This is a genomic window from Bacillus sp. 2D03 (genome assembly GCF_003946765.1).
Lineage (GTDB): Bacteria > Bacillota > Bacilli > Bacillales > Bacillaceae_G > Bacillus_A > Bacillus_A cereus.
The window spans coordinates 279,335-294,580 of sequence record NZ_RPSJ01000004.1 but is presented as its reverse complement, the minus strand read 5'-3'; the positions used below and the strand labels follow the sequence as shown (position 1 = coordinate 294,580).

The window sequence follows — 15,246 nt, the reverse complement described above, 5'->3', positions numbered from 1 at the left end:
ATGTAAAAGAAGGAGGGATTAGAATGATAGACCTAATTATTATTGGAGCGGGTCAAGCTGGATTAACAATGGGATATTACTTGAAGCAAGAAGGGTATAATTTTTTATTACTTGAGGCAGGAAAACAAGTTGGTGATTCATGGAGAAATCGATATGATTCTTTGCAGCTTTTTACCCCAAGGTCTTACAGTAGCTTGCCGGGTATGGCGTTAATAGGTGAAAAAAATGAATTTCCATATAAAGATGAAATTGCAACTTATTTAGAAGAATATGCAAGACATTTTCAATTACCGGTACAATTACAAACGGAAGTTCTAAAAATAAAGAAAGAAAAAGAAATATTTGAATTACATACTCCTACAGAAGTTTTACAAACGAAAAAAGTTATTATCGCATCAGGTGGTTTTCAGCAACCATTTATTCCCTCAGTTTCAGCAAATCTATCATCACATATTTTTCAAATACATTCATCACAATATAAATCATCACCGCAAATTCCACAGGGGAAGGTACTTGTAGTAGGTGGCGGGAATTCAGGAATGCAAATAGCAGTAGAACTTGCAAAAACACATGAAGTTACGGTGTCTATTAGTCATCCTTTAACGTTTTTACCGTTACAACTTTTTGGAAAAAGTATTTTTAATCTGCTAGAAAAAATGGGTTTATTGTACGCTGAAATAAATACAAAGAGGGGAAGATGGTTTCAGAAGAGAAAGGACCCTATTTTCGGTTTTGAAGGTAAGAAACTTATTCGTAATGGAGCAATCAAACTGCAAGAAAAAGTAGTAAGTGCATCAGGAAATAACATTATGTTTCAGAATGGTGATATTTATAGTGCAGAAAGCGTTATATGGTCAACTGGTTTTGTTCAAAATTATAATTGGATTGAAATTGAACAGGCAGTGAATGAGAAAGGATTTCCTAATCATATAAAGGGAATCAGTCCAGTAAAAGGATTGTATTATATCGGTTTACCATGGCAATCTCAAAGGGGTTCCGCACTTATTTGTGGTGTAGGAAAGGATGCAGCGTATGTACTTTCTGAAATCAAAAAAATAGATCAGTAGCGATAACTACTGATCATCCATATGTACATGAATTAGGAGAGGTCAAACATTTATTAACTTTATTATAATAGATTTTCATGGGATTAAAAACTGAAAATTCAAATTTAATGTTGAGAAAGTTTTTTGTATCGAAATATATGAAAAAATAGGGATTTTTATTGAAACAGAAAAAGATATTTCTATTTTAGTAAATTATGATATAGTCTAAATAAGCGTGTTTTTCCATAAATGTAATTATTTTCATTGTAGTTTCGTTTATATGAGGGAAGGAGAAGTAATTATGAAGTTTGATGATCAACGCTTATTAGGAGTCCGATTAGGTTCTGTACTTGTGACAGAGGAAAATCAATATTTAGTAATTAAGAAAAAAGATCATTATGCACTGTTAAATATACATAATTTAGAATGCACACATGTTGAAGTGCAGTTAGAACATTTGGAAGAAATGTTGCGGGAAGATTTCCAAGAAAGTATAACGGAGATTATCGCACCAGAACATATAAAAATTGTTGCGAAAAATGTTATATAGATAAAGAAGCTGGAAGGAACTGCTTCTTTATTTTCATTATAAGGATAACGTTTTTACAACTTCACCAATGATCCCTTCCATTTGATGAACACCTAAATCGGAATTGGTCATAATAACAGCACCATTCCCGCAGTATGGATAACAAACCATCATACATTGAAATCCAACGCCCCATCCGAGTGAATAAACCTGTAATTCTTCATTAGAATCATCTAGAAAAACACCTAATCCAGTCCATTTTGAGCAACCTTGAGGAGAAATCATGTCTATTACTAATTTTTGAGAAAGTTTTAGTTTACCCTTTCCTTGTAAGGAATGAATGATTTCAATAACTAAAGCTGATAAGTTAGTGAAATAAAATAAATGAAACTTAGTAAGGGGGAACATTTATGGAATTCTGGATGGTTATACTAATATTAGCCTTTGGTTTCATTTATATCGCTGAAAAATTAGCTACAATTGAAAAGAAAAATGATGCGCGTTTAAAGAGAATTGAAGATAGATTACAATTAATTACGAAAGAAATGGGAATTATAGATAGAGAACCTGAAATTAATAAAGAGTTACGCCAGCTTATGGAAGAAGGAAAAACAGTTACAGCAGTTAAGAGAGTAAGAGAGGCTTTTGGGTTTTCTTTACTAGAAGCGAAGCAATATGTTGATAAATTATAAAAAAGATCATCCATTTGGTTGATCTTTTTTCAATGCACCATGCGTGTATTTACATAAGCAGCGATTATAACGTGGCCAATTATAATGATAGGAAATAAGATTTTGACATTAGGAGTAGTGAAGACACTACCAATTGTGGCAATAGCACCGGCAGTTAAATTATAAAGACCAACTATTTTTGATAACTTCACTTTATCAGGCACGCGGCGTTCATTGAATCCTGATAAGAGCCAAGTGTATTGTTTTACTCCAATGAAATAAGCTAGTGCAAATGAAAGGATTGCCACTATGAATAATGATGGGGAAGCGAAGAGAGTCATTGCAAACACCTCCGTTAATGGGCTATAAATAAATTATAGTCTGAATGTTATAATTTAACAAAATGCAATTTTGATTTTAAGTTTAATAGAAAAATAGAGTATTTGTGATAAGGGGAGATTAGGTATGAATATTGTGGAATTCCAGAGATATGTATCAAATTTCAGTAAAGAAAAAGGATTTCAAGATACAACAATTGAAGAGCGTACGATGTATGCGATGGCGGAATTAGGTGAATTAGCGGAAGTGATATTAAAGCGTGATGCAATACAGGATGCGAAAAGAGAGATTGGTTTAGAAATGTTTGATGTCATTTGGAATGTATGTGACTTAGCAAATAAGTTAGAAATTGATTTAGAGAAGGCATTTGAAGAAAAAATGAGGATTAATAAAAAACGTGAATGGTAAGTGGAATATTAATGTGTAAAGATGGGGGATACGAATGAAAAAGAAGCTTATTATAGGAGGAGTCTTTACCTTAATTAGTGTAATGAGTGTTTTCGCTTATTTAGTCTTTCAAGGCATATTTATTCCGAATCAAATAAGTGCGGATAAGTATGAAATAAAAGGTGTAGATGTTGCGTCATACCAAGGAGATATAGATTGGAGAGAGTTGGAAAAGCAAAATATGAAGTTTGCGTTTATAAAGGCTACTGAAGGAAGCTCTTTTGTAGATAAGTACTTTTCGGAAAATTGGACGAATGCGAATAAGACAGGTATGCGCGTCGGAGCGTATCATTTTTTTAGTTTTGATAGTAAGGGTGAAACACAAGCAGAGCAATATATACGAACTGTTCCAAAGTATAAACAAGCATTGCCACCCGTAATTGATGTTGAGTTTTATGCTAACAAAAAAGATAATCCCCCTAAGCGTGAAGATGTTTTGAAAGAGTTGTCGGTTATGATTGAAATGCTAGAAAAACATTACGGTAAGAAAGTAATATTGTATGCAACGCAAGAGGCGTATGATTTATATATAAAGGATGCGTATCCAAAATGTGATATATGGATTCGTAGTGTTCTTACAAAACCGAGTTTATCTGATGGGAGAAAATGGAAGTTTTTGCAATACACGAACCGCGGAAGATTAAATGGTTATAATGGAAAAGAAAAGTATATTGATTTAAATGTATTTTATGGGAATGAGGAAGAGTTTGAGAATTATGGAATGAAAGATTAAGTTTTAAAGTGTACAAAATTTTGTACGCTTTTTTTGTTAATTACATAAAAGTATGCAAATGAAGATGGAACAAACATTTGAGATGAATTGTCTAATATAGGTAATAACTATTTGGCTTGAAAGAAAGGGTTGATGACATGAAAAAGAATACGTTGTTAAAAGTAGGATTATGTGTAGGTTTACTAGGAACAATTCAATTTGTTAGCACAATTTCTTCTGTACAAGCATCACAAAAGGTAGAGAAAACAGTAATAAAAAATGAGACGGGAACCATTTCAATATCTCAGTTAAACAAGAATGTATGGGTTCATACGGAGTTAGGTTCTTTTAATGGAGAAGCAGTTCCTTCGAACGGTCTAGTTCTTAATACTTCTAAAGGGTTAGTACTTGTGGATTCTTCTTGGGATGACAAATTAACGAAGGAACTAATAGAAATGGTAGAAAAGAAATTTCAGAAGCGCGTAACGGATGTCATTATTACACATGCGCACGCTGATCGAATTGGCGGAATAAAAACGTTGAAAGAAAGAGGCATTAAAGCGCATAGTACAGCATTAACTGCAGAACTAGCAAAGAAAAATGGATATGAAGAACCGCTTGGAGATTTACAAACCGTTACAAATTTGAAGTTTGGAAATATGAAAGTAGAAACATTTTATCCAGGGAAAGGGCATACAGAAGATAATATTGTCGTATGGTTACCGCAATACAATATTTTAGTTGGAGGCTGTTTAGTGAAATCTACGTCCGCGAAAGATTTAGGAAACGTTGCGGATGCTTATGTAAATGAATGGTCTACATCGATTGAGAATGTGCTGAAGCGATATAGAAATATAAATGCAGTAGTGCCTGGTCATGGGGAAGTAGGGGACAAAGGATTACTTTTACATACATTGGATTTATTAAAATAAGAAATTGTAGAAATACAAAAGAGAGGAGAAATAATTTTCTCCTCTCTTTCTTCTAACTATATTTAAATGCTGAATCTGTTGATTACGCCAGCATATATTACTGAGATTTTAATTCCAAGTATACAAATACTAATACTGTCATAATTGCTATAACAACGTAAGTAGCATCAAGCATTATAAGTGTTTTTAAAGTTTCAGTCATCGTAATTCACCCCTGTTATAAAAATATAACATGATCTTTTTATTGATTAGAGTAAGAGATCATAAAGATAAAATGTATATGAAATTTCTTAAGTAGCTTCTATATAAATATATCATATAAATAATGTAAGTAATGTTAAGATAGTGTAAATGTATTGTAAATAAAAAGGTTTACAATAAAGACTTTAATAAAAAATGGTAGTTTCTTAAAATGAAAAATATGCATATTTTCATATGCGATGAATTGCAACTATTTGTATAAGGGATTCGAAAATTTTTTCGTTGTATATATTTCTCCAAATTAATTATTTAGCTATTTAAAAGTATTGAAAGATGTGTGTACACTAATGTACGTTTTTTAGTGTCAATAAAAATATTATGTCAACAATATGAGCTGTCACAAATCTTTATATATTATTGTGATGGAAATCACATCACTTTTTTTCAATGGGTATTATGCTTAAGGTGTAATGAATGATTGGGAGAGGGTGGGATGATATGTTTTGTTATCAATGTGAACAAACGCCAACAGGCGGATGTAAAGTAATGGGTGTGTGTGGCAAGAATGAAACGATTGCGAGTTTACAAGATACGATTGTGTTTGGGCTAAAAGGAATTGCAGCTTATCGCACACATGCTGCTCAGCTAGGGTATACGGATGCATTTGTAGATGCTACAACACAAGAAGCTTTATATATGACATTAACAAATTCTAACTTTAACGAACAAGAGCATATTGATATGGCTATGAAAGTGGGGAAATCAGCTTTACGGGTGATGGAATTATTAGATGAGGCACATACGAATCATTTTGGTGTGCCAGAGCCTGTACAAATTACACAAAATCGTGTAGAAGGTAAAGCAATTGTAGTTACGGGTCATAATTTATTTGCACTAGAAGAACTATTAAAGCAAACAGAAGGAAAAGACATTAATATTTATACACATTCTGAAATGCTACCAGCACACGGATATCCGCAGCTGAAAAAATATAAACATTTAAAAGGAAACATCGGTAAGGCATGGTATGATCAAAGACGCCTTTTTGAAAAATTTACTGGTGCCATATTAGCTACAACGAACTGTGTTATGCCAATTAAAGGATCGTACTCTGATCGATTCTTTTCATATGATATTGCAGGTTTAGAAGGTGTACAAAAAATTGAAAATGATGATTTTACACCATTGATTCAAAAAGCACTAGAACTTCCAGAAGTACATATGGAGTCGGATGAACAGTTAGTAACAGGGTTTCATCATAATACAGTATTATCATTAGCTCCAGAAATTATTGATGCAGTAAAAGAGGGGAAAATAAAGCGTTTCTTTGTTATCGCCGGTTGTGATGCACCGGGAAAAGGCGGAGAATATTATCGTGAATTAGCAACGTCACTTCCGCCAGAAACGGTTATTTTAACAACTTCTTGCGGGAAATTCCGCTTTAATGATGTGGATTACGGTGTTGTACCTGATACGGAAATTCCGCGGTACATTGATTTAGGACAGTGTAATAATTCCATTTCTACAGTGAAAATAGCGGCTGCATTAGCTGATGCTTTCCAATGTGAAGTGAATGAATTGCCAGTAAGTATTGTGCTATCATGGTTTGAACAAAAAGCGGTTGCCATTTTACTCGGGCTATTTAGTCTTGGGATTCAAGATATTCGCATCGGTCCAAAGGTTCCTGAATTTATTTCACCTGGCGTGCTTGATGTATTACAAGAAACATTTGGTTTAAAACTAATTACAAATGCAGCAGAAGATATGGCTATGATGTTATCGTAACAAAAAATGATCTGTCTTATTAATAAGAAGAGCTAGCCATATTCATTAACTTTGGTATAGTATAGCGCCCCAAAATAAAAATGTAGAATTTTTGTTTTGGGGTATTTTCTTTTCTTAGTGGGATAGGTATGGGGCAAAATAAAAAAAGAAAATAGGCTGTATCGAATAGGTAATAGTTGATTTTAGAAAAATATAAAAATCGAGTTGACATTCATTGCTACTTAGTCATACAATGTACTTGTAATAAGCAATACTGAGTAGTGTTGTTTCTCAAAATATTTTCAGTAGACAATAGGTAATAGCGGATTTTAGAAAAAATTTGAAAATCAGTTGACATCTATCGCTACTTAGTCATACAATGTAGATGTAATAAGTGATACTGAATAGTATGAATTCAAAAAAACTACTCAGTAAAAAATTCGCCTTAGTACTCTGTAATACTGAATATAAGTCAGACAGAATAGGGGGTAAAGGAGGATCAGGACATGGAAAATTTAACTGAAATGCTGAAAGGTTCACTGGAAGGGTGTGTACTGGAAATCATTAGTCGCCGTGAAACGTATGGCTATGAGATTACCCGCCACCTGAATGATCTTGGGTTTACCGAAGTTGTGGAAGGTACGGTGTATACCATCCTTGTACGATTAGAGAAGAAAAAGCTTGTGAATATTGAAAAGAAACCATCAGATATGGGACCGCCTCGTAAGTTTTATTCATTAAATGAAGAAGGCCGCCAGGAGCTTGAATTGTTTTGGGAAAAATGGGATTTTGTATCGTCAAAAATTAACGTCTTGAAGTCAAAATAGGTTCATAAGATAAAATGTTCTGGCCGATACTTTGGGAATTTCTTGTTCGGTTTTATAAAAAAGGAGGAAAATAAGATGTTAGAAATGTTTAAAAAGTTAATTGGTGATAAAAAAGAGTACAAAATGATGATGGCACGAGTTGAGGCTCTGCCAGAGGACTATCAGTTTGTATTTAAGAAAATTCAAAACTACATGTGGAATTTCTCAGCAGGTAACGGTATGGATATGTTACACATACAGTATGAATTAATCGATTTGTTTGAAGCTGGTGCAGCGGAAGGAAGACAAGTGCTTGACATTACTGGGGATGACGTGGCTTCCTTTGCTGACGAACTAGTGGCAAATGCTAAAACTTACGTCTCCAAGTATCGTGAAGATTTGAATGAAAGTATTATGAAGAAATTGAGAAAAAAATAAATGCAATAAGTAATACCGACTGATTAGCTGGTTACACAAATGAATTGCCATCATAGCTATTCAGTTATATTTTTAGCTCAGTACTAAGTGATACAGAATATCAGTGGTACTAAATAGATAGAGGTAAATAAATTATCTTCGCAAAATATTTTTATAGGGAGGAAAAATGTATGAGTCATGCAGCGATTTCTGTAAAAGGCTTGAAAAAATCCTTTAAAGACAAGGAAGTTTTAAAAGGGATAGATTTTGAGGTGCAGCGTGGAGAAATTTTCGCGCTGCTAGGCTCAAATGGAGCGGGAAAGACGACAACGGTCAACATCCTTTCGACGCTAATGAAGCAAGATGGCGGTGAAGTAAGTATTTGCGGATTTGATGTACAGCGTCAACCAAATCATGTACGTCAAAGTATCAGTTTGACAGGGCAGTTCGCAGCTTTAGACGGTATGCTGACTGGGAGGGAAAACTTGATAATGATAGCTAGGCTACGTGGTGTTTCCAATCCCGCTCAAGTTGCTGACAATCTACTTGCAAGATTTAGCCTGACTGATGCGGCAAACCAAAGGGCAGATCAGTATTCAGGCGGGATGAAGCGCCGGCTTGATATCGCGATGAGTTTGATTGGGGCGCCAGCAGTTATTTTTCTTGACGAACCAACGACTGGACTCGATCCTGAAGCGCGAATTGAAGTGTGGGATACAGTCAAGGAACTTGCTGATAGTGGTACAACTATTTTGCTTACGACTCAGTACTTGGAGGAAGCAGAACAACTGGCAGACCGTATCGCTATTTTGCATGGCGGAAAAATTATTACGACAGGTACTCTTGCTGAACTAAAAGAGATGTTCCCACCGGCAAAAGTGGAGTATATCGAGAAGCAACCGACATTGGAAGAAATATTCCTTGCGATCATTGGCAAAAAGGAGGAGATGTAAATGAAAAGTAAAACAGGTGTATTACTAGGTCGTTTAATGCGTAACATTATGCGCAGCCCGGATACAATTATTACAGTAGCGATTACACCGATTATGATGATGCTATTATTTGTCTACGTGTTTGGAGGCGCAATAAAAACTGGAACGGAAAACTACGTTAATTATTTATTGCCGGGAATTTTGCTAATGGCTATCGCATCCGGTGTAGCTTACACTTCTGTGCGACTCTTTACGGATGTAAAGAGTGGGCTGATGGCACGTTTCATTACGATGCCTATTAAGCGCTCGTCGATATTGTGGGCTCACGTTTTAACCTCTCTTATTGCTAATGTACTTACTATCGTGGTGGTTATTCTTGTTGCACTCTTAATGGGTTTCCGTTCCAGTGCGAATATTCTAGATTGGCTCGCGGTAGCTGGGATACTTGGGATGTTTACGCTGGCGCTAACATGGTTGGCTATCATTCCAGGGCTGACGGCAAAGTCTATGGAAGGGGCGACTGCTTACTCGTACCCACTAGTTTTTCTTCCATTTATTAGTTCGGCCTTCGTTCCTACCGAAACGATGCCGAAAATTGTTCGTGCTTTTGCAGAGAATCAGCCTGTAACTTCAATCGTGAATGCAATTCGTGCTCTTTTATATGAAGGAACTGTTGGAAACGATATTTGGATTGCGCTCACTTGGTGCGTAGGTATAATGATTATTTCTTACTTTTTCGCTAGTAAAGCATTTAAACGTCAGCTAGGGTAAGTGAATGAAATCATCCGGAATAATATATTTTTTTGAAAAAGCACGGGAAGATTTTCCGTGCTTTAATAATTCATTCATACTTCGCTTAATTGTAGTAGTTTTAAAGTAAATAGGAGAATAATAAATCGAATACACATGCCTGGAAATATGGTATGTTAACACTTAACTAAAATGACTTGTTAATAAACAGAATATTCCGTGTAAATATAGAGGTTATCGTTGTGATGTGTTATATTTATACTTATAAGGTATATAATGTATAAATTAATCGTTTAGGGGATGAAAAAGGGAGAGGTTCAAATGAAATGGTATTTATATACTCTCAAAAACTATGCGAAATTTAGTGGGAGAGCTACGAGAAAAGAGTACTGGATTTTTACTTTATTTAATAAGGTTACGTTTTGGTCATTCATATATTTGGCCTCTTATTCTTCGTCTGCCTTTTACTTAAGAGCCAATATTACCTTGCTATATATAACAATTTTTATCGTTCCTACTCTGGCAGTGGAAGCTCGTCGATTACATGATAGTGGAAAAACAGGATGGTGGCAGCTATTAAATTTGGTGCCATTTGGAGGAGCGGTTCTACTTGTGTTTTGTATCATTGAAAGTGATGAAGGTGAGAATAAGTATGGACCAAATCCACATTCAAATCTTAAACAAGCAATTTAATGTGTTTATAGAAAACTCTAATATAAAAGGTATGAACTAAAAGTTAGTTCATACCTTTTTTGTTGTATTATTCATAGAAGCCTGGTTCAGTAGTGATTGCTTAAACTCAATATTTTGAGGTTTAACTGATCACTGCTTATGGGGAATATAAACATAATCGCTCTTGTAAATCTTTTAATATTTCTTTAGGCATTTCCCTAATTGTAATATCCTTCCCTAGAAAAAGCAGCCAATTTATTATTTCCGTCACTTCATCGGGATTGTTAACATTGATAAAAGTTTTTAAAATGGCTGTGGATTGGTAAGGATTAGTATAAGATATTGAAATTTTTAAAGGATGGTATTTTTTGAACTGGGCAATTGCTGTGGGACCAAGTTCAAGTACAAGGTTAATTGCTTCAGCCTTCTTACTTAGTTTTTCTAAAATCTTTTTCTTATTGAGCCTTTTATTCGTCGTGTATGGTTCAATATTGATGAGATCATCGACAGGAAACATTAACTTCTTTTCTTCTTTTAAGTCAAATCCTTCAATAATCCAATGGCTTTTTTCTTGATAAAGGTGTAATAGATAAATTGGATAAGACTTAATTTTTTCATCTTCTTTAATGGTAATCAATAAATGGTTATCCAAAAGAAGGATTTGAATGAGTTTTTCTAACATAGGATGGGGGAGATCAGAAAGCTCAAGTAGATCGGGATTATGAGGATTAGTTCCTTGGAACAGCAAGAGTTGATTTAAAAGAACAAGGTCATCCTGCTGGGTTTCTGAGATGAGTCCTAGTAGTTTTTCGGCTAAAGATTGACGACTCTTTAGGTAGGGAAGTTGTTGATTCCTCGTAGCCATAAAGGCAATAAAAAGAGCTTTCACTTCATTATCAGTAAAGCGAACAACGGGCAGTATAGAATTATGCATAACAAAATATCCACCCGTTCTCCCAACTTCAGCGACAAGTGGCATTCCCATAGCTTCAATTTCTCTAATGTCTCTAATAGCTGTCGATCGTGATATGTTAAATTCTCGTATGATTTCAGAAATTGTAAAGTGGGAGCGGTTGTTAATATATCGCATAATTGTATTAATCCGTTCAACTTTTTTCATTTTGGTCTCCTAAACAGTATCATTTTTTGACATGGTTTAAAGATATTATAAACGTATCAGATGAAAAGATAAATCGTTTGATTAATAAAAAAAGAGGCAGGTTTTGTATATGAAAAATTATACTATAGAAGAAAAAGATAGCTTTATTGTGTTAGGTATTGGAACTGAAATTAAGAGTGAGTACACAGACTTTGCTGGAATAAATAAAGAAAAGGAAGACTTTTGGTCGGCTGTTAAAGAGGATGGAAGGCTGGACACTTTAAAAGCTTTAGCGACAAATGAATACATTTTTTCTGTGAGCGAAGCGGTGAATAACAAAATGATGTATTATGCGGGTGTCATGACAGAAGCACAAATAGAAGAAGAATCTAGAGTGATTCAGTTTCCGAGGGGAGAATACTTAGTAGTAAAAGGGGAAGACAAAACAGCTGAAGAGTTAAGTAATAAGTTGACTGGCATCGCCTTCGGTCAAGCTTTACCAGATGCAAATGAGTTTGCTTATGTTGGTGGACCAAATACGACGGTTGAGATGGGGAAAAAAAACGGCTTAGTGTTTGGTGAAATGTGGATTCCAGTTGTAAGGAAGTAAAGTGATAAAAGATACGAATATGGGAAGTAGAGGCTAACAATCTTGGATTGTTGGCCTTCTTAACATGAATATAATATTCATATGTCTATTGTATTTTTTGCGGCAAGATTAAATAGCTTTTTTGTTACTTTACAATAAAGTATACTTAATATCAGTAATTCATATAATTAGGAGTGGTTTCTATATTTAGAGAAAATACAAAAAGGATACTTCTGTCATTAGTAACAAATCCAATACTAATAATTGTATACGGGATCTTTTGCTATGAGTTGGCCTTATACTGTAAGTACGGAAGAATGAATTATAATATTTACATTTTGTTATTATGTATAGTACTTTTTATATCCATAACTACATTTACTACAATGCGGGTGATAAAAAATAGAGAATATGAATCTAAAAAATTAACAAATTCAATAGCATGGAGATCCATTTCTATTATCATTATTGTTGCAATTACATCATTTTATGGGATGCAGATTTATAAAAGTGCAATAAATTACAATGGTAAATTGGCATGGTTTATAGAAAAGTTAAAACATGAAAGGTCAGTTAAACTTAAACATAATAATATATATAAGTCTGGAGTAGAAGGTATTTTTGAAGATATAAATAAAAAATATCCTTTGCCAAAGAAATTGTATATGGCAACTGATTTTGATCTTACATTTCATTCAGATGGAACAATCACAGCGTTTGATACATTTGTTTATGGGAAAAATGTTGATGGGGAAGAAGAAACTTATTTAATCTCTTATAATAAGAAGAAATCAGAGGATATTACTATAATACGAGACGGATACGCAAAGCCTGATTATAATGATGATAAATTAGTAGAACCTTTAATTAAAACGGTTAAGGCGATTCCAGTTAAGCAAACGGTTAGAAAATGGAATGAAAGTAAGTATGGGTTGATTTATTATGGGAAAAGAAATTGGGGATCCAATACAGAGGGAATTATTAATATTACTGAGGATGGTAGGGGGCAGAGTCTTAAAGAAGCATCTTCTGATATCATTGGATATACTGTATCTATATTTGTCCCTGGAAAAGAGAAAGAGCTAGTCCCTGCTAGATATAATTTAATAAGTGACGCAAGTTGGAGTAAATCAAAGACGCCTCCAAAAGAAGATATGCTTAAAGAGAAGAAACAACAAGATTTAAAGAATGAAAAAGAACAGTTTTTCCTATCGAAAGAAATTGGTTATAAACTAAATATGACAGATAAAGCATTAGGGAGCGCTTTTTATTCATTAAGCAAGACTAGTGATGAAGGGAAAACATGGGAGGTTATCAATCCAGACCCATTTAATGGGGGGATTGGTAGTGTATCAGGAATCACTTTTATAAATGATAAACTTGGGTTTTTAGGAGCAATTAGGCCTTCTGGTAATGAAGGAGAGTTATATCGTACAGATGATGGGGGAGTATCTTTCAAAAAGGTAGAATATCCGCCGCATGAAGTGAAATTAGATCATACACAGTCCACAATAAGTCCTTTTGATTCACCTAGTATGCCATATGAGAAAGATGGGGTTTTTAATATGTTAGTTGGACAAGGGGCAGATGGAGACTACAATGGCGATAGTAGTGCACTTTATCAATCAAAAGATAACGGAGAGACATGGGAATTTGTAGAAGAAGTGAAAAAGAAATAATCAGAATGTTTTTTTAAAAATAAGGTAACTACTCAGCTATACATTTCATGACGGACAGGAAGAATTTACGAGTGAAATAATTAAAGTTCTTTCTCATGCTGGAGATTGGTTAATATGGTCTACTATTCTTGCATCTTCCATCATGTATACTGTTACTTTATATAAGAATCATCCAGATATCAGAAAAATTATACATGCTCGTTTTGAAGAAATAAAGCAACGAATAAAATATTAATGTAACTAATAAAAAACGTTATTCTTTCTAGTAATTTTGCTTATTTAGAAAGAATAACGTTTTTGTTTTTTAATACTCAAGTAATAGTTTACCTGCAGTTCCTATCATATAATTTATTGAATTTTAATATACGTTATGTATAACAGATATTTACCTTATAAAATAAGGGGGGAATATTATGACTGAGACAAAGGAATCTTCAGGAGTCAATTTGAAAAAAGATGTGAAGTTTTCTATTATAATTCCTGCACACAATGAAGAAAAGTACATTAGAAAATGTTTAGATTCAATTGCAAAGGCATCAGAGGCATATAAAGAGCAAACGGAAGTTATAGTTGTTTTAAATCGTTGCACAGATAAAACAGAGGAAATAGCAAAATCTTATAATTGTATTATATTGAAAAATAACGATAAAAACTTATCTAAAATTCGAAATGCAGGGGCTAAAATAGCCAGTGGAGAAATAATCGTTACTATAGACGCTGATACGATAATGACAGAGTCTATGTTGTCTAATGTAGATAAATATTTAGCTTCAGGTAAATACATTGGTGGTGGGGTGAATGGGAAGTTTGAAAGAATATCTTTAGGAATATTTCTCTCCGCAATGTTAATCATAATCCCTTTACTTTTTAAGTACGGAGCTATATCTGTAGGGATTTTTTGGTGCTATAGAAAAGACTTTATGGCAATCAATGGATTTAATGAAAACATGCTTATGGCAGAAGATGCAGATTTCGCAAAACGTTTAAAAGAGTGGGGAAAGAAAAATAATAAGAAATTCGGTACTATTAAAAATGGAATGATAACTTCATGCAGAAGATTTGATACATATGGAGACTGGACTTTATTTAAAAATCCAAAAGTAATTTTAGCTTATCTAAAAGGAAATGATAGAAAATACGCAGATAAGACATATTATGATAACCAAGAAAGATAAAAGTGGAGAAAAGCGGCAGAGGATAGCTAGTACTTTTTTTAGATATGATGAGAATCCAACTTAATTTAATAGATACTATAAGAAAACCATCAATTTGATTACCCTTTTTCAAATTGATGGTTTTTATTTTTGAAATAAATATGTATTTTTTATAAAAATATTTTTTGACCCCCATAAAACTTTGTACTCCTCCGAATATGTATAGTGGAAAAAATAAATAGAAGAAAAATGACTATGAAAGAATATAGAAGTATTAATAAAATTACTAGATTAAGTGGGCATCCAAAGTAAAAGGATGAAATTACCAATTATATAGAGGAGAGTTATTCAAGGATTGCAGATAAAATAGAAAAAGAATAAGCAAAACGAACGGTAGAAAATAAGAAAGTAGATAAAAATACAAACTTAACTTTAGTGCCGAGAGAAAAGGAAAAATCATTAAGAAAACGTTAGACTCTAAAAATATAACTAACAGCAAGAAAACAA

The 15,246-nt window shown here is 33.6% G+C and carries 17 protein-coding genes and 2 pseudogenes; 16 read left to right on the top strand and 3 right to left on the bottom strand.

Translation table 11 applies throughout. The features are described from left to right. The first annotated feature begins 23 nt into the window (after window positions 1-23). Both EBQ15_RS12025 and EBQ15_RS12020 read left to right on the top strand, forming a co-directional pair. Window positions 24-1,067, top strand: a complete 1,044-nt coding sequence (locus EBQ15_RS12025) for a flavin-containing monooxygenase (RefSeq protein WP_000566229.1) — start codon at window positions 24-26, stop codon at window positions 1,065-1,067. Between the two features lie 280 nt (window positions 1,068-1,347). Next, on the top strand, window positions 1,348-1,596 hold the full coding sequence (locus EBQ15_RS12020) for a hypothetical protein (RefSeq protein ID WP_000666948.1): 249 nt from the start codon (window positions 1,348-1,350) through the stop codon (window positions 1,594-1,596). Between the two features lie 36 nt (window positions 1,597-1,632). On the opposite strand, the pseudogene EBQ15_RS12015 reads toward EBQ15_RS12020, so the two are convergent. Next, window positions 1,633-1,947 (bottom strand): annotated as a pseudogene (locus tag EBQ15_RS12015) (hypothetical protein); the annotation flags it as partial. 38 nt (window positions 1,948-1,985) lie between these two features. Here EBQ15_RS12015 and EBQ15_RS12010 point away from each other — a divergent pair. Beyond that, the gene (locus EBQ15_RS12010) at window positions 1,986-2,267 is read left to right on the top strand and encodes a hypothetical protein (RefSeq protein ID WP_000397716.1); all 282 of its coding nucleotides are present in this window, start codon (window positions 1,986-1,988) and stop codon (window positions 2,265-2,267) included. A gap of 29 nt (window positions 2,268-2,296) precedes the next feature. Here EBQ15_RS12010 and EBQ15_RS12005 read toward each other — a convergent pair whose 3' ends face one another. Beyond that, entirely contained in the window at window positions 2,297-2,587 is a 291-nt protein-coding gene (locus tag EBQ15_RS12005) for a DUF3784 domain-containing protein (RefSeq protein WP_000171768.1), read from the bottom strand. Between the two features lie 124 nt (window positions 2,588-2,711). On the opposite strand from EBQ15_RS12005, the gene EBQ15_RS12000 reads away from it, so the two are divergent. From EBQ15_RS12000 to EBQ15_RS11960, 9 genes are all read left to right on the top strand, one after another. Beyond that, a complete protein-coding gene (locus EBQ15_RS12000; protein WP_001028137.1) occupies window positions 2,712-2,993 on the top strand; it encodes a MazG nucleotide pyrophosphohydrolase domain-containing protein in 282 nt (93 codons plus the stop codon). 34 nt (window positions 2,994-3,027) lie between these two features. Then, entirely contained in the window at window positions 3,028-3,765 is a 738-nt protein-coding gene (locus EBQ15_RS11995; protein WP_000727827.1) for a glycoside hydrolase family 25 protein, read from the top strand. Window positions 3,766-3,902: 137 nt separating this feature from the next. Further along, window positions 3,903-4,676 (top strand): BcII family subclass B1 metallo-beta-lactamase, encoded by a 774-nt coding sequence (gene bla2, locus EBQ15_RS11990; protein ID WP_000742468.1) that lies wholly within the window; start codon window positions 3,903-3,905, stop codon window positions 4,674-4,676. 699 nt (window positions 4,677-5,375) lie between these two features. Next, entirely contained in the window at window positions 5,376-6,662 is a 1,287-nt protein-coding gene (gene hcp / locus EBQ15_RS11985) for a hydroxylamine reductase (RefSeq protein WP_033683920.1), read from the top strand. A 485-nt stretch (window positions 6,663-7,147) separates the two neighbouring features. Next, window positions 7,148-7,468, top strand: coding sequence for a PadR family transcriptional regulator (locus tag EBQ15_RS11980; protein WP_000429487.1), 321 nt, complete (start codon window positions 7,148-7,150; stop codon window positions 7,466-7,468). Between the two features lie 75 nt (window positions 7,469-7,543). Next, the gene (locus EBQ15_RS11975) at window positions 7,544-7,885 is read left to right on the top strand and encodes a DUF1048 domain-containing protein (protein ID WP_000891986.1); all 342 of its coding nucleotides are present in this window, start codon (window positions 7,544-7,546) and stop codon (window positions 7,883-7,885) included. Between the two features lie 170 nt (window positions 7,886-8,055). Then, window positions 8,056-8,817, top strand: coding sequence for an ABC transporter ATP-binding protein (locus EBQ15_RS11970; RefSeq protein ID WP_000017470.1), 762 nt, complete (start codon window positions 8,056-8,058; stop codon window positions 8,815-8,817). After that, window positions 8,818-9,567 (top strand): ABC transporter permease, encoded by a 750-nt coding sequence (locus tag EBQ15_RS11965; RefSeq protein ID WP_000837812.1) that lies wholly within the window; start codon window positions 8,818-8,820, stop codon window positions 9,565-9,567. A gap of 300 nt (window positions 9,568-9,867) precedes the next feature. Beyond that, on the top strand, window positions 9,868-10,239 hold the full coding sequence (locus tag EBQ15_RS11960) for a DUF805 domain-containing protein (protein WP_000872433.1): 372 nt from the start codon (window positions 9,868-9,870) through the stop codon (window positions 10,237-10,239). A 136-nt stretch (window positions 10,240-10,375) separates the two neighbouring features. On the opposite strand, the gene EBQ15_RS11955 is transcribed toward EBQ15_RS11960, so the two are convergent. Beyond that, window positions 10,376-11,338 (bottom strand): helix-turn-helix transcriptional regulator, encoded by a 963-nt coding sequence (locus tag EBQ15_RS11955; RefSeq protein ID WP_000755058.1) that lies wholly within the window; start codon window positions 11,336-11,338, stop codon window positions 10,376-10,378. A 109-nt stretch (window positions 11,339-11,447) separates the two neighbouring features. On the opposite strand from EBQ15_RS11955, the gene EBQ15_RS11950 reads away from it, so the two are divergent. The 4 genes and pseudogenes from EBQ15_RS11950 to EBQ15_RS11935 all read left to right on the top strand — a co-directional run bounded on the left by EBQ15_RS11950 (window position 11,448) and on the right by EBQ15_RS11935 (window position 14,760). Next, a complete protein-coding gene (locus EBQ15_RS11950; protein WP_000801036.1) occupies window positions 11,448-11,927 on the top strand; it encodes a GyrI-like domain-containing protein in 480 nt (159 codons plus the stop codon). 173 nt (window positions 11,928-12,100) lie between these two features. Beyond that, entirely contained in the window at window positions 12,101-13,585 is a 1,485-nt protein-coding gene (locus EBQ15_RS11945) for a WD40/YVTN/BNR-like repeat-containing protein (protein WP_080451636.1), read from the top strand. Between the two features lie 40 nt (window positions 13,586-13,625). After that, a pseudogene (locus tag EBQ15_RS11940) lies at window positions 13,626-13,820 on the top strand (hypothetical protein); the annotation flags it as partial. Between the two features lie 178 nt (window positions 13,821-13,998). Then, window positions 13,999-14,760: a glycosyltransferase family 2 protein gene (locus tag EBQ15_RS11935; RefSeq protein WP_000140916.1), complete on the top strand. Its 762-nt coding sequence runs from the start codon at window positions 13,999-14,001 to the stop codon at window positions 14,758-14,760. Window positions 14,761-15,246 lie beyond the last annotated feature (486 nt).

Bases quoted from the DNA above. Each gene is read 5' to 3' on its own strand.
- EBQ15_RS12025 (WP_000566229.1), top strand. From the start codon at position 24: ATGATAGACCTAATTATTATTGGAGCGGGTCAAGCTGGATTAACAATG.
- EBQ15_RS12020 (WP_000666948.1), top strand. From the start codon at position 1,348: ATGAAGTTTGATGATCAACGCTTATTAGGAGTCCGATTAGGTTCTGTA.
- EBQ15_RS12010 (WP_000397716.1), top strand. From the start codon at position 1,986: ATGGAATTCTGGATGGTTATACTAATATTAGCCTTTGGTTTCATTTAT.
- EBQ15_RS12005 (WP_000171768.1), bottom strand. From the start codon at position 2,587: ATGACTCTCTTCGCTTCCCCATCATTATTCATAGTGGCAATCCTTTCA.
- EBQ15_RS12000 (WP_001028137.1), top strand. From the start codon at position 2,712: ATGAATATTGTGGAATTCCAGAGATATGTATCAAATTTCAGTAAAGAA.
- EBQ15_RS11995 (WP_000727827.1), top strand. From the start codon at position 3,028: ATGAAAAAGAAGCTTATTATAGGAGGAGTCTTTACCTTAATTAGTGTA.
- bla2 (WP_000742468.1), top strand. From the start codon at position 3,903: ATGAAAAAGAATACGTTGTTAAAAGTAGGATTATGTGTAGGTTTACTA.
- hcp (WP_033683920.1), top strand. From the start codon at position 5,376: ATGTTTTGTTATCAATGTGAACAAACGCCAACAGGCGGATGTAAAGTA.
- EBQ15_RS11980 (WP_000429487.1), top strand. From the start codon at position 7,148: ATGGAAAATTTAACTGAAATGCTGAAAGGTTCACTGGAAGGGTGTGTA.
- EBQ15_RS11975 (WP_000891986.1), top strand. From the start codon at position 7,544: ATGTTAGAAATGTTTAAAAAGTTAATTGGTGATAAAAAAGAGTACAAA.
- EBQ15_RS11970 (WP_000017470.1), top strand. From the start codon at position 8,056: ATGAGTCATGCAGCGATTTCTGTAAAAGGCTTGAAAAAATCCTTTAAA.
- EBQ15_RS11965 (WP_000837812.1), top strand. From the start codon at position 8,818: ATGAAAAGTAAAACAGGTGTATTACTAGGTCGTTTAATGCGTAACATT.
- EBQ15_RS11960 (WP_000872433.1), top strand. From the start codon at position 9,868: ATGAAATGGTATTTATATACTCTCAAAAACTATGCGAAATTTAGTGGG.
- EBQ15_RS11955 (WP_000755058.1), bottom strand. From the start codon at position 11,338: ATGAAAAAAGTTGAACGGATTAATACAATTATGCGATATATTAACAAC.
- EBQ15_RS11950 (WP_000801036.1), top strand. From the start codon at position 11,448: ATGAAAAATTATACTATAGAAGAAAAAGATAGCTTTATTGTGTTAGGT.
- EBQ15_RS11935 (WP_000140916.1), top strand. From the start codon at position 13,999: ATGACTGAGACAAAGGAATCTTCAGGAGTCAATTTGAAAAAAGATGTG.